Origin of the sequence: Shinella sp. WSC3-e, from assembly GCF_945994535.1 — a bacterium.
GTDB classification, from domain to species: Bacteria; Pseudomonadota; Alphaproteobacteria; order Rhizobiales; family Rhizobiaceae; genus Shinella; species Shinella yambaruensis.
Window position 1 is genome coordinate 419538 of the sequence record NZ_OZ000530.1, and the last position, 25827, is coordinate 445364.

Annotated in this window: 23 protein-coding genes and 1 pseudogene; 8 read left to right on the forward strand and 16 right to left on the reverse strand. The window is 64.7% G+C overall.

Going from position 1 to position 25827, the window contains the following annotated elements; genetic code table 11:
- Window positions 1-2 precede the first annotated feature (2 nt).
- Window positions 3-1061 carry a maleylacetate reductase gene (locus AABF56_RS02095; protein ID WP_272804741.1) on the forward strand — a complete coding sequence of 353 codons (1059 nt, stop codon included), beginning with the start codon at window positions 3-5 and terminating at the stop codon, window positions 1059-1061.
- A 396-nt stretch (window positions 1062-1457) separates the two neighbouring features.
- On the opposite strand, the gene AABF56_RS02100 is transcribed toward AABF56_RS02095, so the two are convergent.
- The 8 genes from AABF56_RS02100 to AABF56_RS02135 form a co-directional block, all read right to left on the reverse strand.
- A complete protein-coding gene (locus tag AABF56_RS02100) occupies window positions 1458-1922 on the reverse strand; it encodes an SRPBCC family protein (protein ID WP_272804742.1) in 465 nt (154 codons plus the stop codon).
- Window positions 1923-1935: 13 nt separating this feature from the next.
- Window positions 1936-2766, reverse strand: a complete 831-nt coding sequence (locus tag AABF56_RS02105; protein WP_272804743.1) for an XdhC family protein — start codon at window positions 2764-2766, stop codon at window positions 1936-1938.
- A gap of 11 nt (window positions 2767-2777) precedes the next feature.
- Entirely contained in the window at window positions 2778-3962 is a 1185-nt protein-coding gene (locus AABF56_RS02110) for a vWA domain-containing protein (RefSeq protein WP_272804744.1), read from the reverse strand.
- A complete protein-coding gene (locus AABF56_RS02115) occupies window positions 3959-4837 on the reverse strand; it encodes an AAA family ATPase (RefSeq protein ID WP_272804745.1) in 879 nt (292 codons plus the stop codon). The genes AABF56_RS02110 and AABF56_RS02115 overlap by 4 nt, the downstream gene beginning before the upstream one ends.
- A gap of 192 nt (window positions 4838-5029) precedes the next feature.
- Window positions 5030-7447 carry an aerobic carbon-monoxide dehydrogenase large subunit gene (locus tag AABF56_RS02120; RefSeq protein ID WP_272804746.1) on the reverse strand — a complete coding sequence of 806 codons (2418 nt, stop codon included), beginning with the start codon at window positions 7445-7447 and terminating at the stop codon, window positions 5030-5032.
- Window positions 7444-7944: a (2Fe-2S)-binding protein gene (locus tag AABF56_RS02125; RefSeq protein ID WP_272804747.1), complete on the reverse strand. Its 501-nt coding sequence runs from the start codon at window positions 7942-7944 to the stop codon at window positions 7444-7446. Before AABF56_RS02125 ends, AABF56_RS02120 begins: the two co-directional genes overlap by 4 nt.
- 68 nt (window positions 7945-8012) lie before the next feature.
- Window positions 8013-8876, reverse strand: coding sequence for an FAD binding domain-containing protein (locus AABF56_RS02130; RefSeq protein WP_272804748.1), 864 nt, complete (start codon window positions 8874-8876; stop codon window positions 8013-8015).
- A gap of 128 nt (window positions 8877-9004) precedes the next feature.
- A complete protein-coding gene (locus AABF56_RS02135; RefSeq protein WP_272807417.1) occupies window positions 9005-10195 on the reverse strand; it encodes an MHYT domain-containing protein in 1191 nt (396 codons plus the stop codon).
- A 218-nt stretch (window positions 10196-10413) separates the two neighbouring features.
- Between AABF56_RS02135 and AABF56_RS37735 the strand changes: the two are divergent.
- Together AABF56_RS37735 and AABF56_RS02145 are read left to right on the forward strand one after the other, a co-directional pair.
- A pseudogene (locus AABF56_RS37735) lies at window positions 10414-10575 on the forward strand (helix-turn-helix domain-containing protein); the annotation flags it as partial.
- Between the two features lie 370 nt (window positions 10576-10945).
- Window positions 10946-12007, forward strand: a complete 1062-nt coding sequence (locus tag AABF56_RS02145; protein ID WP_272804749.1) for an aldo/keto reductase — start codon at window positions 10946-10948, stop codon at window positions 12005-12007.
- A gap of 137 nt (window positions 12008-12144) precedes the next feature.
- Here the strand turns inward: AABF56_RS02145 and AABF56_RS02150 are convergent, their stop codons facing one another.
- The 7 genes from AABF56_RS02150 to AABF56_RS02180 all read right to left on the reverse strand — a co-directional run bounded on the left by AABF56_RS02150 (window position 12145) and on the right by AABF56_RS02180 (window position 19326).
- A complete protein-coding gene (locus tag AABF56_RS02150; protein WP_272804750.1) occupies window positions 12145-12987 on the reverse strand; it encodes a transporter substrate-binding domain-containing protein in 843 nt (280 codons plus the stop codon).
- A gap of 34 nt (window positions 12988-13021) precedes the next feature.
- Entirely contained in the window at window positions 13022-13813 is a 792-nt protein-coding gene (locus AABF56_RS02155) for an ABC transporter ATP-binding protein (RefSeq protein WP_432347149.1), read from the reverse strand.
- A complete protein-coding gene (locus AABF56_RS02160) occupies window positions 13810-14532 on the reverse strand; it encodes an ABC transporter permease (RefSeq protein WP_272804751.1) in 723 nt (240 codons plus the stop codon). The genes AABF56_RS02155 and AABF56_RS02160 overlap by 4 nt, the downstream gene beginning before the upstream one ends.
- A complete protein-coding gene (locus AABF56_RS02165; RefSeq protein WP_272804752.1) occupies window positions 14529-15251 on the reverse strand; it encodes an ABC transporter permease in 723 nt (240 codons plus the stop codon). Before AABF56_RS02165 ends, AABF56_RS02160 begins: the two co-directional genes overlap by 4 nt.
- Before the next feature lie 69 nt (window positions 15252-15320).
- Window positions 15321-16172 carry a transporter substrate-binding domain-containing protein gene (locus AABF56_RS02170; RefSeq protein WP_272804753.1) on the reverse strand — a complete coding sequence of 284 codons (852 nt, stop codon included), beginning with the start codon at window positions 16170-16172 and terminating at the stop codon, window positions 15321-15323.
- 60 nt (window positions 16173-16232) lie between these two features.
- A complete protein-coding gene (locus AABF56_RS02175) occupies window positions 16233-17909 on the reverse strand; it encodes a M28 family peptidase (protein ID WP_272804754.1) in 1677 nt (558 codons plus the stop codon).
- Window positions 17902-19326 carry a M20 family metallopeptidase gene (locus AABF56_RS02180; RefSeq protein WP_272804755.1) on the reverse strand — a complete coding sequence of 475 codons (1425 nt, stop codon included), beginning with the start codon at window positions 19324-19326 and terminating at the stop codon, window positions 17902-17904. The genes AABF56_RS02175 and AABF56_RS02180 overlap by 8 nt, the downstream gene beginning before the upstream one ends.
- A gap of 138 nt (window positions 19327-19464) precedes the next feature.
- Here AABF56_RS02180 and AABF56_RS02185 point away from each other — a divergent pair, with 138 nt between their 5' ends.
- On the forward strand, window positions 19465-20094 hold the full coding sequence (locus AABF56_RS02185; RefSeq protein WP_244767656.1) for a GntR family transcriptional regulator: 630 nt from the start codon (window positions 19465-19467) through the stop codon (window positions 20092-20094).
- A gap of 315 nt (window positions 20095-20409) precedes the next feature.
- Here AABF56_RS02185 and AABF56_RS02190 read toward each other — a convergent pair whose 3' ends face one another.
- Window positions 20410-21249 (reverse strand): IclR family transcriptional regulator, encoded by an 840-nt coding sequence (locus tag AABF56_RS02190; protein ID WP_272804756.1) that lies wholly within the window; start codon window positions 21247-21249, stop codon window positions 20410-20412.
- Between the two features lie 211 nt (window positions 21250-21460).
- Here AABF56_RS02190 and AABF56_RS02195 point away from each other — a divergent pair, with 211 nt between their 5' ends.
- From AABF56_RS02195 to AABF56_RS02210, 4 genes are all read left to right on the forward strand, one after another.
- The gene (locus tag AABF56_RS02195; protein WP_272804757.1) at window positions 21461-22360 is read left to right on the forward strand and encodes an aminotransferase class IV; all 900 of its coding nucleotides are present in this window, start codon (window positions 21461-21463) and stop codon (window positions 22358-22360) included.
- Between the two features lie 33 nt (window positions 22361-22393).
- Complete coding sequence (locus AABF56_RS02200; RefSeq protein WP_272804758.1) at window positions 22394-23941, forward strand: ABC transporter substrate-binding protein; 1548 nt, start codon at window positions 22394-22396, stop codon at window positions 23939-23941.
- A 75-nt stretch (window positions 23942-24016) separates the two neighbouring features.
- The gene (locus tag AABF56_RS02205; RefSeq protein WP_272804759.1) at window positions 24017-24955 is read left to right on the forward strand and encodes an ABC transporter permease; all 939 of its coding nucleotides are present in this window, start codon (window positions 24017-24019) and stop codon (window positions 24953-24955) included.
- Window positions 24952-25827, forward strand: a complete 876-nt coding sequence (locus tag AABF56_RS02210; protein ID WP_272804760.1) for an ABC transporter permease — start codon at window positions 24952-24954, stop codon at window positions 25825-25827. The genes AABF56_RS02205 and AABF56_RS02210 overlap by 4 nt, the downstream gene beginning before the upstream one ends.

Below are 25827 nucleotides of genomic sequence, written 5' to 3' on the forward strand. Positions count from 1 at the left end.
CGTTGCATAACTTTGTCTACAACGGAAATCCTGGCCGCGTGATTTTTGGCCAGGGCACGATCTCGCGCCTGAGGGAGGAAGCCGAAAGGCTCGGCATTCAGCGGTTGCTTGTGCTCGCAACACCCGAGCAGGCCGATCAAGCCGCCGCGATTGCGCAAAAACTCGGCGATCGAAGTGTCGGCCTCTTCTCGAAAGCTAAGATGCATACGCCTACCGAAGTCACTGCAGAGGCTATGGAAGTGGTCAAGGAAACTCGAGCAGACGGCCTCTTGGCGATAGGCGGCGGGTCCACGACCGGTCTCGGCAAAGCGATCGCTTTTCGGACAGACCTGCCACAGATAGTGGTTCCGACCACATATGCGGGTTCGGAAGCCACTCCGATCTTAGGCGAGACTGAAAACGGTCGGAAGGTGACGAAGTCGGCCCCGTCTATATTACCGGAAGTCATCATCTACGATGTTGATTTAACGATGACGCTTCCGTTCACCATGTCGGTGACCAGTGGAATGAATGCGATCGCACATGCCGTCGAGGCTCTTTACGCCCGCGAAACAAATCCCGTGACCTGCTTGATGGCCGAAGAGGGAATTTCCGCCATCGCGGGCGGGTTGCCAATGCTCCAGCAGGATGCGACGAGCGTTTCGGCGAGAAGCGATGTTCTCTACGGTGCCTGGCTGTGCGGTGTTTGCCTTGGCTCAGTCGGAATGGCGCTGCATCACAAGCTCTGCCACACGCTCGGTGGGATGTTTGATCTTCCCCATGCGCAGCTTCACACGGCGGTCTTGCCACATGTAGTGGCATACAATCGCGCCGCTACGCCCGACGCGATGGCGCGTGTGAATCGAGCGCTTGGCTCCACGGAACCGGCGCGGGGACTCTACGAGCTTTCCAGCCGCCTCGGTGCGACGATGGCGCTCAAGGATCTCGGCATGCGGGAAGATGGCATCGACGCGGCACTTGATCAGGCACTTTCCAATCCATATTGGAATCCTCGTCCACTTCATCGCCAACCACTCCGTGAATTGCTCACTCACGCCTTTCACGGAATTGCGCCGCTCTAATCGCAGCTTGGCCGCCGCATTATGGAGCTTTGCAGACCGAGCCTTCAATGTGGATGACGCACCTTGCTGAGACAACGGTTCAACACTCACAGCGGAATGGCTCGGCTCACGCCCCGGCAACGCTATTGTGGACTTACGTTATGGCTCCTGCCTTCTAAATCGAAGAGTTCGCCAGTCTTGGGCATGGTGTACATGATCACCGCCGCTCTGCTCGACAGCTCCGGGCCCAATCGAGCTGACATGATGGAACCAGAGGGAGAGGCCCCTTTTGGCTTTGACGCATATGTGGAACGGCCCGGTTGGCAAGGCTTTTGTTGTATCATTCTTCATTTCTCGCGCCGCAATGGTTTCAATAGCTCGGTTCGTTGTTGCCGGCGTTTTCATGGTATTAGAGGCTCAACTCGCAATCTCTTCCCGCACCCTTGCAACCTTCTGAGTAAAGTCGGCAAAGAACTGCGCCGCCAGTTTTTTCGCCGTGGAATCGATCAGCCGGCTGCCGAGCTGGGCGATCTTGCCGCCGACCTCGGCCTTGACGACATAGGTGAGCAGGGTCGCGTCCGGCCCGTCTTCGGCGAGCGCCACATCCGCGCCGCCCTTGGCGAAGCCGACCATGCCGCCCTTGCCTTCGCCGCTGATCGTGTAGGAATGTGGCGGGTCGAGGTTCAGGAGCTGGACCGTGCCCTGGAAGCGCGCCTTCACCGGCCCGACCTTCAGCGCGACGGTCGCCGTCATCTCCGTGTCGGAGGTCTTTTCCAGCGTCTCGCAGCCGGGAATGCACTGGCGCAGGATGTCCGGGTCGTTCAGCGCCTGCCAGACGGTTTGCACGGGGGCTTCGATCCGTTCGCTGCCGTTCATGTCCATAAGAAATGTCCTTTCAGGGTGTGGTGGTGTCGCCGCGCTGGTCGCGGCGGCGGATGATGAGGATTTCGGCGAGGATGGACAGGGCGATTTCCTCCGGCGTGATGGCGCCGAGATCGAGCCCCGCCGGTCCCTTGATCCGGTCGAGTCGCTCGGCCGGGATGCCCGCGCGGGACAGATCGGCCTTGAGCGAGGCCATCTTTCGACCGCTTCCGACGAAACCGTAATAATCGGCCTCAAGGGCGAGCGCCGCCTGGAGTGCGGCAAGGTCGCCGCTGCCCTGGGTGGCGACCAGCGCGAAAATCTTGCCGGCCGGCGGTTCGGCGATGGCAAATCCATCCACCACGACATCAGCCGTAGGCGGCGCGGCGCGGTCGGCGGCGGGTGCGGCGAGCGTAACGTGGAAGCCGAGCAGGGCGGCCTGTTCCACCACGGCCATCGCGACGGGGCTCGCCCCGAAGACGACGAGCGCGGGGCGTGGCAGCACCGGCTCGATGAAGATGTCCATCGTGCCCTTGCTGGGGCACATGTTGGCGGAGAACTGGATGCCCTCGCGCAATTCGCCGGCCGCAACGCCGTGTTCGGCCAGAAGCTCCTTCGGCTGCACCGAGATCAGCCGCGCCTTGCCGTCCATCAGCGCCTGGCGGGCGGCACGCAGCACCGCGCCGCGGGCGCAGCCGCCGCCGATCCAGCCGGCGACGATCGTACCGTCCGGGCGGATCACCGCCTTGGCGCCGGCCTTGGCCGCGGTCACCGAGACGGTGCGCACGACGGTCGCCAGCACGAAGGCCTCCTCGGCGGATTTGAGGCGGTTGGCGAGATCCATCACATCGACATGGGCGTTCATCGCGACCTCCCTCAGAGTTTCGCAAGATAGGGTTCGAGCGCCGCAAGGCTTTCGAGCGTATTGGCCGGCGCATGCAGGTCGACGAAGGGCAGGGCGGCGCGGATGCCGGCCGCCTCCGGCGCATAGCCGTCCCAGCCCATCATCGGGTTCAGCCAGGCAATACGCCGGCAGCGGCGGCGCAGCGCCGCCATCTCCCGAGCCAGCAGCGCGGCATCGCCCGTCTCGTAGCCGTCCGAGACGATCATCACGCAGGTGCGCGAATGGATGACGCGGGCGGCATGCCAGCGGTTGAAGGTGGCGAGGCATTCGCCGATGCGCGTGCCGCCGCCGGTGCCCTCCGCCATCATGGACAGCCGGTCGAGGGCGCGTTGCGCATCGCGCTCCTTCATGGCGTCGGAGACATGGGCGAGCCGGGTGTGGAAGAGGAAGGCCTCCGACTCGCGAAAGGCGTCGAGCACGCCATGCATGAAGCGCAGGAAGACGCCGGTATAGGGCGTCATCGAGCCGGAGGCGTCGAGCAGCATGACGAGGCGCAGCGGCTTTTCCTTGCGCCGGCGCCGGACGAGATCCAGCGGCACGCCGCCATGGCCGATATTGCCGTGGATCGTGCGGCGCAGGTCGATGCGGTAGCCGCGCCGGCGGGCGAGATCGCGGCGGGTGAGCCGCGTGCGCATCGCCCGGGCGAGATCGGCGGCGATGTCATGCGCCCGCGCCATATCCGCCGGATCGGAGAGTTTCCTGAGGTCGATGCCGGAAAGCGTCTCGACAGCGGAGGCGCCCTCCATCCGGCTTTCGCCGCCGCCCACGCCCTCTCCGCCATCGGCGGGGGCCTGATCCGAAACCGCGCCGCCCTTCGCCCCGCCGCCCTCCAGCGCTTTCAGGCCGGACCTGGCACTTCCTGAAACCGCCGAACGGCTGCGGACATGTTTTCCCAGCCAGAAAGCGTCGAAAATGCCGTCGAACCGTTCCCATTCGCTGCGGCGGGCGGAAAACAGATGTTTCAAGGCGGAGCGCAGCAGGCCGGACTTTTCCGCATAGCCGGCGGCTATCAGCGCCGCGGCATCCCGGCCCTCGCCGAGCCCGACCGAAAAACCGTTGTCGCGCAGCGTCCTCAGGAAGGCCGACAGTTTTTCTGCGACGAGGCGGCCGACCGCGCTCGATTCCTCCGGGGTCAACGGTGTGCCGCAACAGCTCATGCCACCCTCCCCAACAGGCGCTCGGTGACCTCGCGGCGGAAGCGCGCCTTGTCTTCGCGGGTCTTGAGCAGGCAGGCCAGCGTCTCGTGCACGGCTTCCGGATCGTCCTTCAGGTCGGCGATATCGAGGCCGACCAGCACCGCCGCCCAGTCCAGCGTTTCGGCGACGCCCGGCACCTTGCGCAGGTCCTCCTTGCGGATGTTCTCGACCATGCGGGCGATCTGCAGGGCGAGCGCCGCGCCGGCCCCATCGACGCGGGCGAGGATGATACGCGCCTCGCGCTCGACATCGGGATAGTCGATATGGTGATAGAGGCAGCGCCGCCGGAGCGCATCGGAAAGCTCGCGCGTGCCGTTCGAGGTCAGCACGACATGCGGGATCGTCACCGCGGTGATCGTGCCGAGTTCGGGAATGGAGACCTGGAAATCGGAGAGCAGTTCCAGGAGGAAGGCTTCGAATTCCTCGTCGGCCCGGTCGATCTCGTCGATCAGCAGCACCGGCGCCTTCTGCCGGCGGATCGCTGCGAGCAGCGGGCGTTCCATCAGGTATTTTTCGGAGAAGACCGCGTCTTCCAGCCCACCGGCCGCCTCGCCCTGCCGGGCCTGGATGGCCAGCAACTGGCGCTGGTAGTTCCACTCGTAGAGTGCGGCCGACTGGTCCAGCCCTTCATAGCATTGCAGCCGGATCAGTTCCGTCTCGTGCACCGATGCGATGGCATAGGCGACCGCCGTCTTGCCGACGCCGGCCTCACCTTCGAGCAGCAGGGGGCGGGAGAGCATCTGCATCAGCGAGAGGGCGACCGACAGGTCGCGGTCGGCGATGTAGCCGGCGCTCGCTAAACGCTCGCCGATTTCGGGGCGGGAGAGCGTGTTCATGTCGTGGCCCCATCCGTCGCATGGCGGGAGGGCCGCCCCTCATCCGCCTGCCGGCACCTTCTCCCCGCAAGCGGGGAGAAGGAGAACGATGCACCGTTTTCCCTAAACAAGATGAAGGAAGGCCAAGCCTCCTGCCCCTTGAGAAGGTCGCGGCAGCGGGATGAGGGGCGAAACCTGCGCATCGGGCCAATCCTACACCGCGCCGAGCGTCTTCGCCGCCTGCCAGTTGCGCCAGAAATCGTGCGGCATCTGGATATGCGTCGATCCTAGGAACGAAAAGGCGTCGTTGACGGCATTGGAGAAGGCTGGCACGCCGCCGACATTCGGGCTCTCCCCGACACCCTTGGCGCCGATCGGGTGATGCGGCGAGGGCGTGACGGTGAAATCGGTCTCCCAATGGGGCGTTTCCACCGCCGTCGGCAGGAAGAAATCCATGAAGGAGCCGGTCACCACATTGCCGTTCTCGTCGTAGCGGATCTCTTGGCCCATGGCGATGGCGAAGGCCTCCGTCAGCCCGCCATGCACCTGCCCCTCGATGATCATCGGGTTGATGCGCGTGCCGCAATCGTCGAGCGCATAGAAGCGGCGCACCTTGTAGACGCCGGTGTCGACGTCGATGTCCATGACGCAGAGATAGGCGCCGAAGGGATAGGTCATGTTCGGTGGATCGTAATAGCTCACCGCCTCAAGGCCCGGCTCCATGCCGGGTGGCGGCGCATTGTAGGCGATCCAGCAGATGTCCTTCATGCCGAGGAATTTTTCCGGCAGGCCCTTCACGCGAAAACCGTCGATATCCCATTCGAGGTCGTCCTCGTGCACCTCCAGCCGGTAGGCGGCGATCATCTGCGCCTTGGCCTTCACCTTGCGCGCCGCCATGGCGATCGCCGCGCCCGCGACGGGCGTGGAGCGCGAGCCGTAGGTGCCGAGCCCGTAGGGCGCTGTGTCGGTGTTGCCTTCCTCCACCATTATGTCGTCGGCCGGAATGCCGATCTCCGTGGCGATGATCTGCGCCCAGGTCGTCTCGTGGCCCTGGCCCTGGCTTTTCGTGCCCATGCGGGCGATGCCGGCGCCGGTCGGGTGGAGCCGGATCTCGCAACTGTCGAACATGGCGATGCCGAGGATGTCGCAGTTCTTCGACGGGCCGGCGCCGACGATCTCGGTGAAGAAGGAAATGCCGAGGCCCATGATCTCGCGGGTCTCGCCGCGCTGGAAGGCCGCGCGCTTTTCCGCCTGCTCGCGGCGCAGGCCGGCATAATCCACCACTTCCATCATCTTCTTCATGGCGGTGTGGTAGTCGCCGGAATCGTATTCCCAGCCGAGCGCCGAGTGATAGGGGAACTGCTCCTGGCGGATGAAATTCTTCAGCCGCAGTTCGGCCGGGTCCATGCCGAGCTTCTGGGCGAGGATATCCATCGCCCGCTCGATGCAATAAGCCGCCTCCGTCACCCGGAAGGAGCAGCGATAGGCGACGCCGCCCGGCGCCTTGTTGGTATAGACGCCGTCGACCGCGAGATGGGCGGTGGGGAAATCATAGGAGCCGGTGACGATGTTGAAGAAGCCGGCCGGCCATTTCGACGGGTCGGCACAGGCATCGAAGGCGCCGTGGTCGGCGAGCACATGGACGCGCAGGCCCGTGACCTTGCCCTCCTTCGTCGCGGCGATCTCGGTCGTCATGTGGTAGTCGCGGGCAAAGGAGGTGGCGCAAAGATTCTCGATGCGGTCCTCGACCCATTTCACCGGCCGCCCCGTGACGATCGAGGCGACGGCGGCGCAGATGTAACCCGGATAGGCGCCGACCTTGTTGCCGAAGCCGCCGCCGATATCCGGCGCGATCACATGGATCTTGTGCTCGGGAATCTTGGCGATCAGCGCGACGACGGTGCGGATGACGTGCGGCGCCTGGAAGGTGCCGTAGATCGTCAGTTCCCCCTTCACCTTGTCGAACGAACACAGGCACTGGCAGGTCTCCAGCGGCGAGGGATGGGTGCGGTGATAGGAGATCATCTCCTTGATCGTCACCTCCGCCTTGCGGAAGGCGGCATCCGTCAAATCCCGGTCGCCGACGGTCCATTCGAAGATGTGGTTGTGGTGTCTTCGCGGGCCGTGCGCGCCTTCCGTCTTGCCTTCCAGGTCCTCGCGCAACACCGGTGCATCGGGGTCCATGGCGTGGAAGGGATCGACGAGGACAGGCAGGGCCTCGTACTCCACCTCGACCGCATTGATGCCGTCATCGGCCGCATAACGGTCGGTTGCGACGACGAAGGCCACTTCCTGGTTCTGGAACAGCACCTTGCCGTCCGCCAGCACCATCTGGACGTCGCCGGCCAGCGTCGGCATCCAGGCGAGGTTGACGCCCTTCAGGTCCTCCGCCGTCAGCACGGCGAGCACGCCCGGCACCTTCAGCGCCTTCTCCTTGTCGATCGATTTGATGCGGGCATGGGGATGCGGCGAGCGGACGAAATCGCCGTGCAGCATGCCGGGCAGCTTCACGTCGTCGACATAGTTGCCCTTGCCCTGGGTGAACCGGATATCCTCGACGCGCTTGCGCTTGCAGCCCATGCCTTCGAGCTTGGCCTCGCGCTCGGCGCGCGTGATGGTCATGTCGTTCATTCCGCAGCCTCCCTGAACTCCGTGCCGTTGATCTTGGCGGCAGCGTATTGGATCGCCTTGACGATGTTCTGGTAGCCGGTGCAGCGACAGAGATTGCCGGCGATGCCGAAGCGGATCTCCTCTTCGCTCGGGTTGGGATTTTCCTTCAGCAGGCGGTGGGCGCGCAAGATCATGCCGGGCGTACAGAAGCCGCATTGCAGCCCGTGCATCTGGCGGAAACCCTCCTGGAGGGCCGACAGCGTGCCGTCCGGATTGGCGATGCCCTCGATGGTGGTGACCTCGCAGCCTTCGGCCTGCACGGCGAAGACGGTGCAGCTTTTCACCGACATGCCGTCGAGGTCGACGGTGCAGGCGCCGCAATGGGTGGTCTCGCAGCCGATATGGGTGCCGGTCAGGCCGAGATTTTCGCGGATGAAATGCACGAGCAGCGTGCGCGGCTCGACAAGGCCCTCGACCTCGCTGCCGTTCACCCGCATCGTCACATGGGTCTTTGCCATCGTTTCCTCCCTAGAGTTTTTACGCATTTCCGGACGGAAAACCGCTTCACACTTTTCCTGGAAATGCTTTAGGCGGCTCTGGCCGCAGCGCGCTTCAGCGCCCGCATGACCATGATGCCGCCGACATGCGTGCGGTATTCGGCCGGGCCGCGCCCGTCGGCGGCCGGCTGCATGACGGCGCGGGCAAGGTCGGCGGCCTTGGCCAGCGTCGCCTCGTCGAGCGTGGTGCCGATCACGCAGGCGGCGGCATCCTCGGCGAGAAGCGGCGTCTCGGAGAGGTTGGTGAGGCCGATGCGACAGGTCGCCACCTTGCCGGCGGAGAGCGTCAGCACCACCGCGGCGGCAGCCGTCGCATAGTCGCCGATCTTCCGCTTCAGCTTCTCGTAGGCGTAGCCGTGGCCGGTGGGCGGGACCGGGATGGTGATTTCGGTCAGGAGTTCGCCGGGTTCGAGCGCGGTGAAATAGGCGCCCTGGTAGAAATCGACGGCATCGACGTCGCGTGCGCCGTCCGGCCCTTCCAGCCGGTAGCGCGCGCCGAGCGCCATCATCAGCCCCGGCATGTCATTGCCCGGATCGCCATTGGCGACATTGCCGCCGAGCGTGCCGCGATAGCGCACCTGCGGATCGGCGATCTGCAGCGAGGTCTCCTTCACGATCGGCACGAGCGCCGCGATCTCCGGCGAGGCCACCAGCTCATGCTGGGTGGTCATGGCGCCGATGACGAGCGTGTCGCCCTCGCGCCGGATGCCCTTCAGCGCGCCGATGCCGTGCAGGTCGACGAGATGCTCGGGCGTGGCGAGGCGCAGCTTCATCATGGGAACGAGGCTATGGCCGCCGGCAAGCGGACGCGCTTCATCCCCGAGGCTGGAGAGCAGTTTCACCGCATCGGCAACCGATTGCGGCCGATGGAACTGGAACGGGCCGGGTATCATGGGTCTCCTCCGCTATATACGGAGGATCAGCATTTTCCTCGGGCGACGGACAGGCAAGGAGAAGGCCGGCTTTCCGGCACCAGTGCCGGATTTCTGCACGAAAGGCGGCTTTGCCCGCACGAATTGCGTCAGGCACTTTGACCTATGGCATCGTTCCGGTGCGGGCCGTCACGCCGGCTGAGGCCCAGCCGCGCCTTCAGTTCGGAGATCTTCGTCCGGCTCACCGGAACGAGGTGCGGGACGGTGCCGCCAAGCTCGACGACCGCGCCATCTCCCTCCTTGCGCATCAGCACGATATGCGGCACGGCGACGATATGGCTGCGGTGGACGCGCAGGAACGTCTGGGGACAGAGCTGCGATTCCATTTCCGAGATCGACCAGGCGCACATGCGCTCGCGTTGCCCGTCATGGACGAGCGTGTAGTGTGCATCGGCGCGGACGCTGCGGATATCGGCCGTCTCGATGAACCGGATGCCGTCCGCGCCGTCGACGGGAACCTTGGTGACCAATGGCCGGGCCGGCTGGCCGAGACCGGCCAGCGGAGCCGCCCTGTTCGCCCGGATGGCGGAAACGGACGGATCGGGCCGCTCGGCCTCGGCCTTGAGATGTGCTTCCGGCACGAGGAGAAGCAGGAAGCCGCCGGCGACCAGGAAACAGAGCAGCGCCACGACCAGCGAGAGGACCTGCTGCGAGGCGACGAGCCCGTCCATGGCCATGGCATGCCCGCCAGCGGGGCCGGGCTCGAAATGCATGCCGTACATGGCCGTATAGTGCATGCCGGAAACGGCGATGCCGAAGGCGACGGCGCTGAGCGCCAGCCGCAGGCCGCCATGGCGCGCGATATAGATGCGCAGGCCCCCATAGGCCGCGCCGATGGCGATCAGCAGCGACAGCGCCACCATCGGATAATCGTGGCGGATGGTGAAAGGCCCCGCGAGCCCATGGATGCCGACATAATGCATGGAGGCGATGCCGAAGCCGAGAAGCAGCGCCGCCCAGAGCACGCGCATGCGCGAGGGACCGCCGATGCTGACGAAATAGAGCGAAATGCCGACGACAAGGGCGCAGATGAGGAAGGAGACGAGCGTCGGCAGCACGAGATAGGCCGCGTCCTGCGGCAGGGGGGCGGCCATCATGCCGATGAAATGCATCGTCCAGATGCCGACCGCCAGGAAGCCGGCCGCTCCGGAAAGAAGCAGCCGCCGGCCGGTATAAACCGAATTGCCGATCCGCGCCGCGAGGGCGAAACCGGTATAACCTCCCAGTATCGCGACCAGCACCGAAAGTGCGACGAGATACGGATCGTGTTCCTCGAACATCGTCGTTCCCACCGTACCCGTTCCTCCCCGGGCCGGCTTTCTCCTCATGCAGACGAGGGTACATCCCTCGTCCAGAGATTGGCAAGCGACCCGCCGGAAATGCCGGCGGGCTCGCGGTTCCTGGTCTTTCCAGCTAAAAGGATTGTCTGCCGCAAAAAGGGGCGCGCCCCGAAATCCTGCGCGACTTGAAACAGAACGGACCTCGTAACGGGGGACAAGTGGGTGATGGCCGAGCGCTTCAATATGGCATCGAACCGAACGAGTTTTCCGACTTGGTCGTTTTCCTGACAATTCTCAGGCACCGCAGTTTCCGGAAGGCTGCCGATCAGCTTGACGTCTCTGTATCGGCGCCCAGTCATCGCATGAAGGCGCTGGAGGCGCGTCTCGGTGTCCGCCTGCTCAACCGCACGAGCCGCAGCGTATCTCCGACCGCTGCAGGTGCCGCCCTTGCGGAAAAGGTGGCCGCCGGCCTCGATCTCATCAGCAGCGGTCTTGAAGACCTGCAGGGTCGGTTCAGCGGCTCGCGCCCTCATCGGCGCGCGCAATGTCGCGCAGTTAGACGATTCCCTCGATGCCATGAAGAACCTCTCCTTCTCCGCCGAGGAGCTGAAGGATATCGACCGCTATGCCATGGAAGGTGGTATCGATCTCTGGCGCGGCCTCGACAGCCACGCCTGACGCCTCGCAATGCCGCGGCTCGGCGCTGCTGCCCGGCCGCGGTCCCCGCATCCGATTTCTGGAGGATTACCGATGGAATACCGTCTGCTTGGCCGTTCAGGCCTCAAAGTCTCAACAATCACCATGGGCACGATGACCTTCGGCGGCAAGGGCTGGGCGAGGACCGTCGGCGACCTCGGCGTTGCGGAAGCGCGCAGGCTGGTCGACCTTTGCCTCGACGCCGGCGTCAACCTCATCGATACCGCCGACGTCTACTCGCAGGGCGCTTCCGAGGAGATCCTCGGCGAGATCATCGGCGGGCCGCGCAAGGACGGCGTGCTGGTCGCCACCAAGGCCCGCTTTCCGATGGGCGAGGGCCCGAACGACGAGGGCTCTTCCCGCCACCATCTCATCCGGGCCTGCGAGGCCAGCCTCAAACGGATGAAGACCGACGTCATCGACCTCTACCAACTGCACGAATGGGACGGGCAGACGCCGCTAGAGGAGACGCTGGAAGCCCTCGATACGCTCGTGCGCCAGGGCAAAGTTCGTTACATCGGTTGCTCCAATTTCTCCGGCTGGCACATCATGAAAGCGCTCGGCGTCAGCGAGAGGGAACGCTACCAGCGCTTCGTCAGCCAGCAGATCCACTACACGCTGGAAACGCGCGACGCGGAAAACGAGCTGCTGCCGATCAGCCTCGACCAGGGACTTGGCGTCCTGGTCTGGAGCCCGATCGCCGGAGGGTTGCTCTCGGGCAAGCACTGCCGCAACCAGGCCGCGCCCGAAGGCACACGCCAGTTCGCCGGCTGGACCGAACCGCCGATCCGTGACGAGGACCGCCTCTGGAACATCGTCGATGCCCTCGTGGACATCGGGGAGGGGCGCGGCGTCTCGGCGGCCCAGGTCGCCCTTAGCTGGCTGATCGGCCGAAAGGGCGTGACCTCGGTGATCATCGGCGGGCGCACGGAAGCCCAGTTCAAGGACAATCTCGCTGCCGCCGGGCTGAAGCTCAGCCCCGAGGAGCGCAAGCGGCTCGACGATGTCAGCCGGCCCTGGCTACAATATCCCTACTGGCACCAGAGGAACACCGCGAGCGACCGCCTCGGCGATGCGGACCTCAGCCTCATCGAACCGTACCTGAAGGACGCCTGACAGGCGCGCCGGGGAGGCGACGGCTCGGACAGGTGCCTTCGCCGAAGCCGTATGAGTGTCCTCCCTCCGATGTAACGGGCATCGAACGAGATCGCCGCCACATAGGGCGGCGATCCGCAGGCGATGAGAGATTGACATCAATGGGGTGTCAGATCGAAACCGAACCACTTTTCCGACAGGCGCTTGATGGTGCCGTCGGCGATCGCCGCACCGATCGCCTCGTCGAATCTGGCCTTGAGGCCGGTGTCCTCCTTGCGCAGGCCCACGGAGCTGCCGGCGCCGAGCATGCCGCCCTGGAATCGCGGGCCGGCGATGACCATGTCGGAATTGGCCGGCTTCTCGACCGCGGTCACCAGGTAGCCCATCGAGGCCATCGTGAGATCGACACGTCCGGCGACGAGGTCGAGGTCATGCTGCTCGGTGGTCTTGTATTCGCGCACTTCGACCGCGTCCTTCAGGTACTCATTAATGAAGCGGGCGGCGATGGACGCGGTCTGCACGCCGATGACCTTGCCTTCGAGCAGCGGTTTCAGCTCCTCTGCGGCCTTGCGTGCGCCGGCTTCGTTGGTCGCCAGCGAGAAGAGTTCGCCCGTCATCGGCAAATTCGTGAGCGGGCTTCCCTTCAGCGTGGCGAACGACTGGCCAGTGCTGCCATAGGAGATGGAGAAGTCGATGACCTCCTTGCGCTTGTCGGTGGCGGACATGCCGGCCATGATCGCGTCGAACTTGCCGGCGGTGAGCGCTGGGATCATGCCGTCGAAGGCCTGGGCGATGAAGGTGCATTCGATCTTCATGCGGACGCACAGGTCGTTGCCGAGCTCGACGTCGTAGCCGTCGAGCGTGCCGTCGGGACGGGTGAGGTTGTAGGGCGGGAAGGCGCCCTCGGTGGCGATGGTGATCTTGTCCCCGGCCGATGCGGATGGCGCAAAGGCGGCGGCGACGGCCAGCGTCGCGGCCAGGGCGATCGTATGTTTCTGCATTGAGTTCCCCTTTTCGTTTCCGTGCAGTGATCGGTTATTTGCTGATGAACTGTCGGAAGCGCTCGGACCGGGCGTTGCCGAAGACCTCCGCCGGCGGTCCCTGCTCCTCGATCTCGCCCTTGTGCAGGAATACGACGCGGCTCGAGACGTCCCGGGCAAAGCCCATCTCGTGGGTGACGACCAGCATGGTCCGCCCCTCTTCGGCGAGCGCCCGCATGACGCGCAGCACCTCGCCGACCAGTTCCGGGTCGAGCGCCGAGGTCGGCTCGTCGAACAGCATGACCTTCGGCCGCATGGCGAGCGCGCGGGCAATGGCGGCCCGCTGCTGCTGGCCGCCGGACAGATGCGACGGATAGGCGTTCCGCTTCTCGGCGATGCCGACCTTCTCCAGGAGCGCCTCCGCCTCTTCGATGCATTCCGCACGCGGTCGCTTCTGCACATGGATCGGCGCTTCGATCAGATTTTCGAGGACCGTCTTGTGGGTCCACAGATTGAAGCTCTGGAACACCATCCCAAGGCCGGTGCGGATCCGGTCGACCTGCCGCTGATCGGCGGGCCGGCTCCTGCCGTGCGGCGCCGGAACGAGGCGGATCGTCTCGCCGGCCACCGTGACGGTTCCGGCATCGGGCGTCTCCAGCATGTTGATGCAGCGAAGCAGCGTGGATTTGCCGGAGCCGGACGATCCGAGGATCGAGATCACCTCGCCCTGGTGCGCTTCGAGGGAGATGCCCTTCAACACCTTGACGGGGCCGAAGCTCTTGTGCAGGTCCTTCACGACCACCACGGGTTCGGACGAGGTTTCGGACGAGGTTTCGGACATGGTCATGGGCTGTCTCCAGTCACCCGCGGGCGGGTTGGCAGGGGCTGGCGCAGGTGGCCGCTCAGCCGGTACTCAAGGAATGCGACGCAGCGCGTCAGGACAAAGTTGATGGCGAGATAGATGGCGCCGGCGACGAGGAAGACCTCGATCGCCCGATAGGTCTCGGAAATGATCCTGGCCGCGACGCCCGTGATCTCCATGATCGTGATGATCGAGGCGAGCGATGTGGCCTTCACCATGGAGATCATCTCGTTGCCGTAGCCGGGCAGCGCCTGGCGGATGGCGAGCGGCAGCACGATGCGCCGGAAAGCGAGGAACCGCGACATGCCGCAGGCCCGCGCCGCCTCGATCTGCCCCTGCGGAACCGAGAGCAGCCCACCGCGGATGATCTCGCCCGAATAGGCGGCCGTGTTCATCATCAGCGCGATGACGGCGCACCAGTAGGGTTCCCGCAGGATCGGCCAGACGGCGCTGTGGCGCACTTCGGGGAACTGGCTGAGGCCGTAGTAGATCAGGAAGATCTGCACCAGGAGCGGCGAACCGCGGAAGACGTAGATGTAGAAGCGCGCCGGCCAGTCGAGGATGCGCAGGCCGGACGTGCGGCAAAGCGCGAGCAGCAAGGCCAGAACGGCGCCGAGACCCACTGCCGTCACAGCCAGCCGGAGCGTCGTCGGCACGGCCGCGATGAGCTCCAGGAAGGTCTCCCACATGAAGACGAGGTTCATGACGCCCTCCCGGTTCCGCGGCGGCTGTGCTTCTCGGCCAGTTGCAGTGCGAGGCCCGAGACCGTGGAGATCGCGAGATAGAGGGCGGCGGCGACGACATAGAAATCGAACGGCCTTCCGGTCGAGCCGGCGCCGATCTGCGACTGGCGGAGCAGTTCCACCACGCCGGTGATGGAGACGAGGGCCGACTCCTTCAAAACGACCTGCCATACATTGCCGAGGCCGGGCAGGGCGTGGCGCAGCGTGAGCGGGGCAACGATACGGCGGAACCGCAGCATCCGCGACATGCCGCAAGCGACCGCCGCCTCGATCTCGCCGGGATGGACCGCGCGAAAGGCGCCGCGAAACACCTCGGTGTGCTGCGCCCCCGACGTGACGCCGACGGCAAGGGCGCCGGCGAGAAATCCGGGGAAGCTGATGAAGCCCTCGTTGCCGAACAGCCGACCGGCTGCCGAGATGACGGCCGATCCTCCGAAATAGAAGAGGTAGATGACGAGCAGGTCCGGAATGCCGCGCAGGACGGTGGTGTAGGTGCCGGCGGCGGCGCGGGCCACCGGCCCGCCGGAGATCTTCGCCCAGGCGCCGAAAATGCCGATGACGGCCCCGATCGCAAAGCCGCATACGGCGATCAGCACGGTCATGACGGCGCCGGCGGCCAGCGCGGCGCCCCAGCCGTCCGGCCCGAAGCCGAAGGTTTCGAAAAAGCCAGGTGAATTCATGCGCGATCCTTCCGCACGCTGTCAGTGATCAATGAGGGACCGCCCCGCGATGACGGGGCGGCGACCTCTCTACTGGTCAAAGGACGGCGTCAGGTCGAGCTTGCTCCATTTTTCCGAAAGGCTCCTGATGACCCCTTCGGCCGCCGCCTCCTTGATGGCGGTATCGAACTTTTCCTTGAGCTCCGTCTCGCCCTTGCGCAGACCCATGGCCACTTCCGTTGCCAGCATGGCGCCCTTCAGCAGCGGGCCGGTCATGGCGAGCTCCTCGTTTCCGGGCTTGGCGAGCATCGAGGTGCCGTAGACGCCGCTGTCGAAGCCTGCGTCGATGCGGCCCGCCTTGAGGTCGAGGTCGCGCTCGGCGGAGTTCTTGTAGGTGCGAACCGTCACGGTGTCGCCGAAATAGGCGTTGATCAACTGTTCCTGGCTTGTCGACTGGACGACGCCGATGGACTTGCCCTTCAGCGCGGTTCCGATTTCGGCCATCACCGGATCGGCCGTCGCCTTGTCATTGAGGTTCAGCCGCTCGCCCGCCATGGGCAGCGCGGCGACAGGGCCATCCTTGAGGACGATGAAGGTGGCGACGCCGGAGGCATAGGGTACGGTGAAGTCTACCACTTCCTTGCGCTTGGCATTGATGCCCAGCGTCATGATCAGGTCGAACTTGCCGGCGTTGAGACTCGGGATCATCGCACTCCATTCGCCGGTGATGAGCTCGCATTCCACCTTGGCCCGGGCGCAGAGATCATCGATGACCTCGACGTCGAGACCCGTGAGAGCGCCCTTGGAGTCGAGCGCGTTCCATGGCGGGAAGGCACCTTCGATGCCCACCTTGACATGGGTCCAGTCCTTCGCGCCAGCCGGTGCGACGGCTGCGGACAGGGCCATTGCGGTCACGGCCGCAAGAATTCCCAGTTTGGTCATTTCGAATTCCCCTTTCTTCGAACCGGCCTTTTGTCCGGTCCTGTTGAATCGCGCTGGCGGCTAGAGTGCCGCCAGCGCGGCTTTGGCTTCCCGCAATGCGTATGCGGCAAGATTCCTGCATTGCCGCGCATGCACGGCATGAAAGAGCGCGTCCTCGCCCGCCTCAGCGGCCGCCAGCGCGCGTAGCCCGTCGAGGGACGGCCAGGGCGGATGGGGCAGGGCGCTGTCGTGAACGAAGCGATTGCCTTGCGTGTAGTTGAGCGGCACCAGCAGCCGGGAGACCCGCATCAGCGCCCGATTGATCGCGTGCGCTTCTGCGCCGGTCGCCGAGGCCGCTTGCACCCTGACCGCCTCGGCCAGCTCGCCGAGCCGCTGCGCCTCGGCGATCAGCGGCGTGATATCGAGCCGGCCGGCGAGATCGGTGCCGATGCGTTCGAGTTCGCGCTGCAGCGAGGCCGCGGTGGCGCCGTAGTCGAGCGGCAGCACCTCGTCCGCCAGCAGCCTGTCCAATACGCGCAGCACGATGCGCGTGTCGCGGACGAGATTGGCGGGATCGATATGCTCGGCGGTGTCTTGCGGCGTGTGCCACCACCAGCCGAGCGCCGTCGGCATCCTGATGGGCCCGGGCGGCTGATGGCTGAGGCTGCCGAACATCGAGGGCAGGCCCACGCCCCAGAAGGACTGGTCGGCCGCGCGGCCGTGGCGCCGCCCGGCATGCACCTGCCCGGTCTCCGCCAGCACGGCCTCGGCGGCAAGCGCCTTCAGTTCGTCGATGACGGCGGAATTGGTAAGGACATCGGCACCTTCGCCGCCCGTGGAATCGACGTTGACATGCGCCACGCAGCGCCGGTCGAGTTCCTCCCAATATTCGTCCGCATACCAGGCCGACCCCGAATAGCGCCCATGGGAATGGCCGGACCAGAAGCAGAGGCGCAGGCCCCGGCGCCAGCGGTCGCGGCTTTCGGCCAGCAGCCGCGCGGCCTCCAGCATGGTGGCGTTGGCCCCGCCATTGTCCATGACGCCGAAGTGCCAGGTATCGTGATGGCCGGAGAACAGGACGAAGGGCCGTTCGGCATCGGTCGTATCGACGGCGTCGAGCTCCGCGACGAGGATCGGCGTCTTGCGCCAGCCCGTGTCGACGCTCGCCCACATCGTGGCGCTGACGGTCTCCCCGGATTTGCAGCGCTGCCGCAGAGCCGCGCCGGCTTCCGCGGCGATGGTGCAGATCACGGCGGCCGGCAGTTGATCGCGGGTGAGCTGCGAGGGACTGCCCCAGACCGGCGAGACGCACATCTCGTAGAGCAGTTCGTTCGGGCTGACATGGATGAGCCCCGCGGCGCCGTGGTCGCGCGCCTGCGCTGCGACCTCTTCGGTCGCAATGCCGTCGACCAGGACGATCCGTTCCCGCGCGTCGAGGCGGGCGAAATCCGCCGGGCCGCCGTCGCCGCCATAGACGACCTCGGCCGTCAGGCCGCCGGCAGGGCTGGAGGCGGACATGGAATGAGTGATGCAGCGGATATCACCGCCGTCGACCTTCAGCCGGGCCTCGCCGGGCAGGCTGATATAGGCATCGTGCTCGATGATCCGTGTCGCATAGCCATAGGAGGCCATCTGCCGCTGCAGATAAGCGAAGCTCTCGCGCTCCTGCGGCGTGCCGGAGAGTTTCACACGCCTGGCGAATTCTCCGATATGGGCCATCAGCCGGTCACGGTCCGGCTCGAAGGAACGCTCAGGCATCGGCCTTCTCCGGCAGCGGCGGATTGACGTCGTCAGGGATCGGATTGACGAAAGGCGTGCCTTCCAGCCGGGCAGCATGGTCGGCCCTGGCGGCGGCGATCTCCTGCGGATCGGCAAAGAGGTCGACCGCCGTGCCGGCCATAACCTTGGCCGCGTGGATCATGCCTTTGTGCGCGGCCGGCAACTTGCCCTGGGCGACGAGTTGCCAGGAGTGGCCCGGCGTTCCCACGGCATAGGTTGCACCACGCATCTGCACCGTCGGCACCACCCAGCTGACTGTGCCGACATCGGTCGAGCCGACCAGCGCTCCGTCGCCGCTTTCCGGCGGAAAGATCACGTCGCAAAGGGGAACGCCCTTGCGCACCTTGAGGCCGAAACGCCCGAACGAAGCGGCGATATCGGCATCGCTGAACGTGCGCTGGAATTGGGCCGCGCGATCGCGGTCGGCATCGTCGAACTCCGGAGGTCCAAGGCGTTCGAGGTTGCGGTGCATCAGTTGCTCCAGCGGCGTGTTGCCGACCAGATTGGCATCGCCGCTTATCACCGCGTCGCTGACGGACGTTCCCGTCATCAGGGCCGCCCCCCGGGCGACGTTCTTCACCCGTTCGACGAGTTCGAGCAGTTCCGGCAGTGTCCGCGCCCGGACGAGATACCGCACGGACGCCCGGGCCTGCACGACATTCGGCGCATGGCCGCCGGTATCGGTGATGGCATAGTGGATGCGCGCGGTGGACGGCATGTGTTCGCGCAGATAATTCACGCCGACATTCATGAGTTCGACGGCATCGAGCGCGCTGCGCCCCAGATGAGGGGAGGCCGACGCATGCGAGGCGCGTCCAATGAAGCGGAACACGATTTCGTTGCAGGCAAGCGACAGGGGATTGTTGACGCCGGCGAAAGCGGCGGGATGCCAGGAAATGGCGATGTCGACATCGTCGAAGACGCCGGCGCGGACCATGAAACCCTTGGAGGAACCGCCTTCTTCGGCCGGGCAGCCGTAGTAGCGTACGCGGCCCGGCAGGCCGTTCTTCTTCAGGTGGTCCTTGACGGCCGCGGCCGCCAGCATGGAGCCGGACCCGAGCAGATTGTGCCCGCAGCCGTGGCCGTTTCCACCGTCCACCATCGGCCGTTCTTCCGCGACGCCCGCTTCCTGGCTGAGGCCGGGCAGAGCGTCGAATTCGCCGAGGATGGCGATGACCGGGCCGCCCTCGCCGGCCTCGCCCATGAGGGCGGTGGGCATGCCCGCAATGCCGCGCTCGACGCGGAAGCCTTCCGCCGCCAGCATCGCCGCCTGCTCGGCGCTCGAGCGATACTCCTCGTAGTTTGTTTCAGGCGTGTCCCAGATGCGGTCGCTGAGGGCCGCAAAGGCCGGACCCTTCTCATCGACCAGCGCCCAAACCGCATCCGCATTCTTCATCGATCCGCCTCGATTTCAATGTTATCCAAAATTGGCACCAATTTATGCGCCGATTTTGGATTTACGCAAGGGCCGCCGCCGATTATATTTTTCGCACGAAGCACCTTGCGGCTCGACGCTATGGGGAGATTGGGGCGGATGAAGACGGTGAAGCCGAAGGAAAGCGAGGCGGCGCAGACCGTCGACGTGACGGACCTCATCCTCAACGATATCCAGACGGGCGTTCTGGCGCCGGGATCTTGGCTGAAGCAGATCGATCTTGAACGCCGCTATGGCTGTGGCCGGCCGGACGTTCGGCGTGCCCTGGACCGCCTGACGCAAAAGCGGATCGTCGAGCACGTTCCGAACCGCGGCTACCACGTGTTCGAGCCGGATGGGGATCGTGCACGCCAGGTCAGCGAGATTCGTATCTTGCTGGAAACAGGCGTTGCGGACAGAATCATCGACAATGCCACGGCGGGCGCGATCGCCGAACTGCGCCGTCTTGCCGACCAGTTCGATGCGGTCATCCTGGATGGAACGACGATCGACCTCTATGAGGCCAACCTGGCGTTTCACCACGCCTTGCTCTCGCTCTGCGGCAACGACGAACTGGTAAGCCTCGTAACGGAGATCCGCCAGCGCACGTCGTCAGCGCCGGTCTCACAATGGATCACGCGCGCGCGCATTCAGCAATCGAGCCTGGAGCACTACGAGATGGTCGATGCCATCAACATGAAGGACGTCGAGAAACTGAAATCAGTGATTGTCCGGCACATCCGTCAATAGTTGGTTCCAAAAATCATTATCCCACCCGTTCGAAATAGCGGCTTTGACTGTTCAGATCACTTCAAGAGTATGCGCTCGATATGCTACAGACACCTGCAAGATTCCCTCAAGGCTGCCGTGGGGCTCATGCCTGCTGAATAGCAAGCCTGGGGTGGAATTCGATCATTTCAATTGGGCTGGAACGATTGCTGCTCATTGTTGTCAATGGGCCTCCTCTCCTCCGCAAAGCAAGGTGAGTAGGCCGGATGAGATTCATATCCGGACAGCGCAGGTGGACACTAATTTGTAGAGGCTGGGCGTCATCAAAGTCCGCTTTTATGGTCTGACCTGTAGCATCGGTGCATCGAGAACCGGCTGGATCTCCTCCTCCAGCCGCCGTGCCTCGGTGCGAAGCATCTCGACGAGACTTTCGCGGCGGGGCGGGGCGAGTCTCTGCGTTATGGCGGTGAGGTGGATGGCGCCGGCCGGCTGTCCGTCTGAGCGCCTCAAGGCCACCGCGATGGCAGCCATGCCGGTGATGTCGGCCATTTCCTTGTAGATGTGCGTGTCGTTGTAGCTGTATCCGTGCTCTCGGGTCGTGGCGATCATCGATCGGATCTGGTCGTCGCTGAATGCAAAGCGCGATCTTTCCATCTTCTGTTGCGCCAGAACCCGTTCGATTTCGGCGTCCGTCATGGCAGCCAGCATCGCCAGGCTGCCCGCCCCGACACCAAGCGGTCGCCGGTCGCCGATGTTGAGGGTCAGGACCCGGATCGGGAAGGCGCCCTCCCGCGCATCGAGGCAGACCGCATGGTCGCCGGACCTGCCGATGAGGTAGATCGTATCCTGTGTCTTGCGGACGAGCCGGGCCAAGGATGGTTCGGAAAGCTTGGCGACCGCAAAGCGGTTGCGCGCCGCCGAGGCGAAGCTGAGCAGCTTGATGCCCACGAAGTAGCGAGCCGTCTCCGGATCGAAATCGACGAGGCCATGGTCGCACAGGCCGTTGACCAGGCGATGCGCGGTCGTCTTCCCGAGCGCCGTGGCCTCGACCAGATCGGCAAGGCGCAGCCCCTGCGTGGATGCGCGCGATAGCGCGTCCAGTATGACCATCAGGCGCTCCGCGCTGCGCGGACTGTCGCTCGCCGGCTGCTCTGGCAGATCGTCCTGCTTCTTCACCTTGCCGTCCTTCCGTTTCGAACGCACCGAACGACCGTTCTCAAAAAACAAGCATTTTGGAACGGTCTTGATCTTCGAATTTTCATACCGTCTCGGCAATTCCGCCGCAAGCCGCCTGATCAACGGATATTTTCATGCGAATGCCGCTTGACGATGTTCCATTTTTTATGTTTTAAACAATAAAAATCGGAACGGCTAGGAGCTAAGCAAGATGCCAGAGCCCATCGCTTACGTGAATGGAGAGTTCCGTCCGGAGTCTGAGGCCTCCATATCGATCCTCGATCATGCGGTTCTCTACGGAGACGGCGTGTTCGATACGGTCTTCGGCTGGAAGGGCCGCATCTTCAGACTTGACGAGCACATCGAGCGCACGTTCCAGTCGATGGCGGCGATCGCCCTGGATCCGCCATTCTCCCGGTCAGAACTGAAGGCGCTCGTGCTGGAGGCAGCCCGGCGCAACGGCTTCGAGAATGCCTACATCAAGTGGATCGTCACGCGCGGCGTGAACGGACGGCCGTTGATGGACCCGCAGGGTTGCGTCGCGAACCTGATCATCATCGTGCAGCCCTATCTGGAGCGCGTTTCGGCGGAACGGGCCGCCCGCGGCGTTGCTCTGAAGACGGTCGCATGGCGGCGGCCGTCGGGCCAGGTGCTCGCGCCCCAGGTGAAGAGCCTCAACTACCTCAATCTCGTCATGGCCAAGATGGAGGCGAAGGCGGCGGGTGCCGACGAAGCGCTGCTGCTGACGCTGGACGGCCATCTGTGCGAGGCGACCGGCTGCAACATCTTTCTCGTGAAGGACCGGCGGCTGCTGACACCCGACCGCGACATTCTGTTCGGAATCACGCGGGCGGCCGTCATCGAGCTGGCGCCCAGCCTGGGCTTTACCGTGGAGGAGGGCGCCTTCGGGCTTTATGACGCCTATACGGCCGACGAGATTTTCGTCTGCAGCACGGCTGGCGGGCTGCTGCCCGTCTGCCGCATCGACGGACGCACTGTGGGCGGCGGTGCGCCCGGTCCGGCCTTCGCGTGCCTGTCGGCTGCCTATGGAGCTCTCATCAATGCACCGGAGGTCGGTCCGGCCTACCTGACGGTCGAGACTGCCGCATGAATCGCGACTGACAACAAAGCAAAGGGGAAAACCATGACACGCAGTGCATTTTCAGCAGCCGTGGCATTCTGCATGCTAGCGGCTCCCGCCGTCGCGCAGGAGCCCAAGCGGGACCTCGTCGTGGCGACGTCCCAGGCCGACGCCGGCAAGCTTGATCCGCATCTGGCCTCGGCAGGCGCGGACAAGGGGGTCCTGAACTGGGTATTCAATGCGCTGGTGCGCATCAGGCCGGGTGAGACGAGCCCTGAATTCATCGAACCGGACCTTGCGGAAAGCTGGACGTCGAGCGCCGACGGAACGGAATGGACGTTCACGCTGCGGCAGGGCGTGGAGTGCCATGGCGGCTACGGCGAATTCACCGCGGAGGACGCCGTCTACTCCATCAGGCGGGCAGCAAACAAGGAGACCTCCGCCTTCTCCGGCGACTTTGCCGCGCTCGACAAGGTCGAGGCGCCTGATCCGTACACGGTGAAGGTCACGCTCAAAACCCCCATCCCGAGCCTGCTCGGCCTGCTGTCGAACTATCATGGCGGGCTGATGGTCTGCGGCAAGGCGGCCGAAAAGCTCGGCGCAGACTTCTCCACGCATCCGATCGGCACCGGCCCGTTCGAGTTCGTCGAGTATCTGCCGCAGCAATACATCAAGCTGAAGGCGAACGTGGCGTATTTCCGCGGCACGCCTCAACTCGATACCGTCACCTACCGCTACATACCGTCCGACGCGACGCGCGACCTGGCTTTCCAGTCCGGGGAGGTCGACATGATCTTCGGACGGCAGAACAACCAGTGGGTGGAGCGGACGCAAGCGGTCCCCGGCGCGGTGGTCGTCGGGATGGAACCGGCGGAACTGAATTCGCTCTATCTCAACAAGACGGTAAAGCCGCTCGACGATATCCGCGTTCGCCAGGCGATCGCGCACGCCATCGATCGCAAGCTGATGGTTGCCTTCACCGGCGACAAGGTGGCGCGCGAGGCGATTTCCGTCGTGCCGGACGGCAATCTCGGCGTCGTGGATGCCGGACTGTTTCCTTACGACCCCGAAAAGGCGAAGGCGCTGCTTGCCGAGGCGGGCTATCCCGACGGCATAACCCTCAAGACGATCCAGTCGAGTCTTCCGGTCCTGCTCAAGATCATGGAGACGCTGCAGGCAGACCTGAAGAAATCCAACATCACCCTGGACATGCAGGTCGTCGATCACCCGACCTACATGGCCGACATCCGCAAGGACCTGTCCCAGGTCACGCTCTACCAGGCCGCACGCTTTCCCGTGGCCGACGTCTACCTGACGCAGTTCTTCCATTCCCGCTCGACGGTCAATACGCCCGGCGGCGTGGTCAATTTCTCGCACTGCGACGCCGCCGATGCCGAGATCGACGCGGCAAAGCGGGAACTTGACCCCGTCAAGCAAAAGCAATTGTGGAAGACCGCGCAGGAGAAGATTGTCGCGGATGTTTGCGCGGTTCCCTTCTCCGAGCAACTGGTCGTCTGGGCCTGGAACGGCGCGCTCGATCTCGGCTACGACCTGCAGGGCTCCCTCAACCTCGTGCCGCAACTGACCGAACAGACGCACTTTACCAAGTGACTGCGATAATCTGAGGTCCATCCTTCCGTGCCGGGGGTGCGGAAGGCCATGCCTGCAAGGCGGAAATTCATCATCATGCTATCATTCCTCATTCGCAGAATTGCCCTGGCGCTGACAACCGGCTTCGTGGTGCTGACGCTCGTCTTCGTCGTCGTCCGCATCCTGCCCGGAGACCCGGCGCAGGTGATCCTCGGCGACATGGCGTCGGAAGAGAGCCTGACGGCGCTGCGCCAGCGGCTCGGGCTCGACCGTTCGCTGCCGGCCCAGTATCTCGACTTCGTCGGCGGCGCGCTCTCCGGTGACTGGGGCGAGTCCATGGTCACCGGCCGCCCCGTCGTCACCGAAATCATGACGGTGCTGCCCTGGACCATCGAACTGACCGTGGTCTCGCTCCTTCTCGGCACGGCGGTCGGCGTTCCGCTCGGCGTCTGGGCGGCCGTCAATCGCAATCGTGCCGTTGACTATGCGGTTCGGGTCGTCTCGCTGCTCGGCCTGTCCTTTCCGGCCTTTGTTTCGGCGGTCATCCTGTTGCTGGCCTTTGCCATCCAGCTTCGCTGGTTTCCGGTGATCAGCGCCCGGAGCGGCAGCGTCGGGGCCTGGTTCCAGTCCATCACGCTGCCGGCCTTGAACCTCGGGCTGATCATGGCCGCCTACATCACCCGCGTCACCCGTTCGGCGATGCTGGAAGTGCTGTCCGAGGACTACGTGCGCACGGCCCGCGCCAAGGGCGTGCCCTGGCCCGCCGTGGTCAGGCGGCACGCCCTGCGCAATGCCCTTCTCCCCATCATCACCGTGGTCGGCCTGTTTCTCGGCATCCAGATCGGAAACTCGGTGCTGACGGAAATCGTCTTCAACCGGCCGGGGCTCGGCAAGCTCATCGTCGGCGCGCTCAACCAGCGCGACTACACGATGCTGCAGGGGATGATGGTCATCTACACGCTGATCGTCGTCTTCGTGAACATGCTGACCGACATCGCCTATGGCCTTGCAGATCCGCGAGTGAAGCTACAATGACCCATGCTGCTCTTCCCGGCGCGCCGAGCGGCGCCTTGCGCGCCCTGATTCGCGTCTTCAACGTCAACAAGACCTCCTGGGTGGGGCTTGCCATCCTGCTTGCCGTGATCGTGATCGCCGTCTTCGCGCCGCTGTTCACGGCACACGATCCCCTTGCCCAAGACGTCACGCACCAGCTTTCCGGCCCGTCTGTGGAGCATATCTTCGGCACGGACGAATACGGCCGCGACACTTGGGCAAGACTGATCTACGGCGCCCGCGTTTCGCTCGCCATCGGCATTGCCTCGACAGTGATCGCCATGCTGGTCGGCTCGGCCATCGGTCTGCTGGCCGGCTGGTACGGCGGCCGCTTTGACGCCGTCATGATGCAAATCATGGATGTGCTGCTCGCCTTCCCGTCGCTCATCCTCGGGCTGGTCATCGTCGCCATGCTCGGCGCCACGACGCCGAACATCGTCTTCGCCATCGCGCTGACCTCGATCCCGCCCTTCGCGCGGATCGCGCGGGCGCCGACCATCGCGCTCAAGGAGCGCGACTATGTCGAGGCCTGCCGGTCGCTGGGCTATTCCGATGCGCGCATCCTGCTCGTGCATATCCTGCCCAACATCGCCGCCGAGATCGTCGTGATGGGTTCGCTCTGGCTGGCCAACGCCATCCGCACCGAGGCGTCGCTGGCTTTCATCGGGCTCGGCATCAAGCCGCCGACCCCGACCTGGGGCGGCATGATCCGCTCCGGCTTTGAGAACATCCTCGACAGCGCCTGGCTGGCCGTTGTGCCGAGCCTTGCGATCCTGATCGTCATCTTCGCCCTCAACCTGCTCGGCGACGGCCTGCGCGATGCGGTCGACCCGAAGCTCAAGAACGAGGTGTGA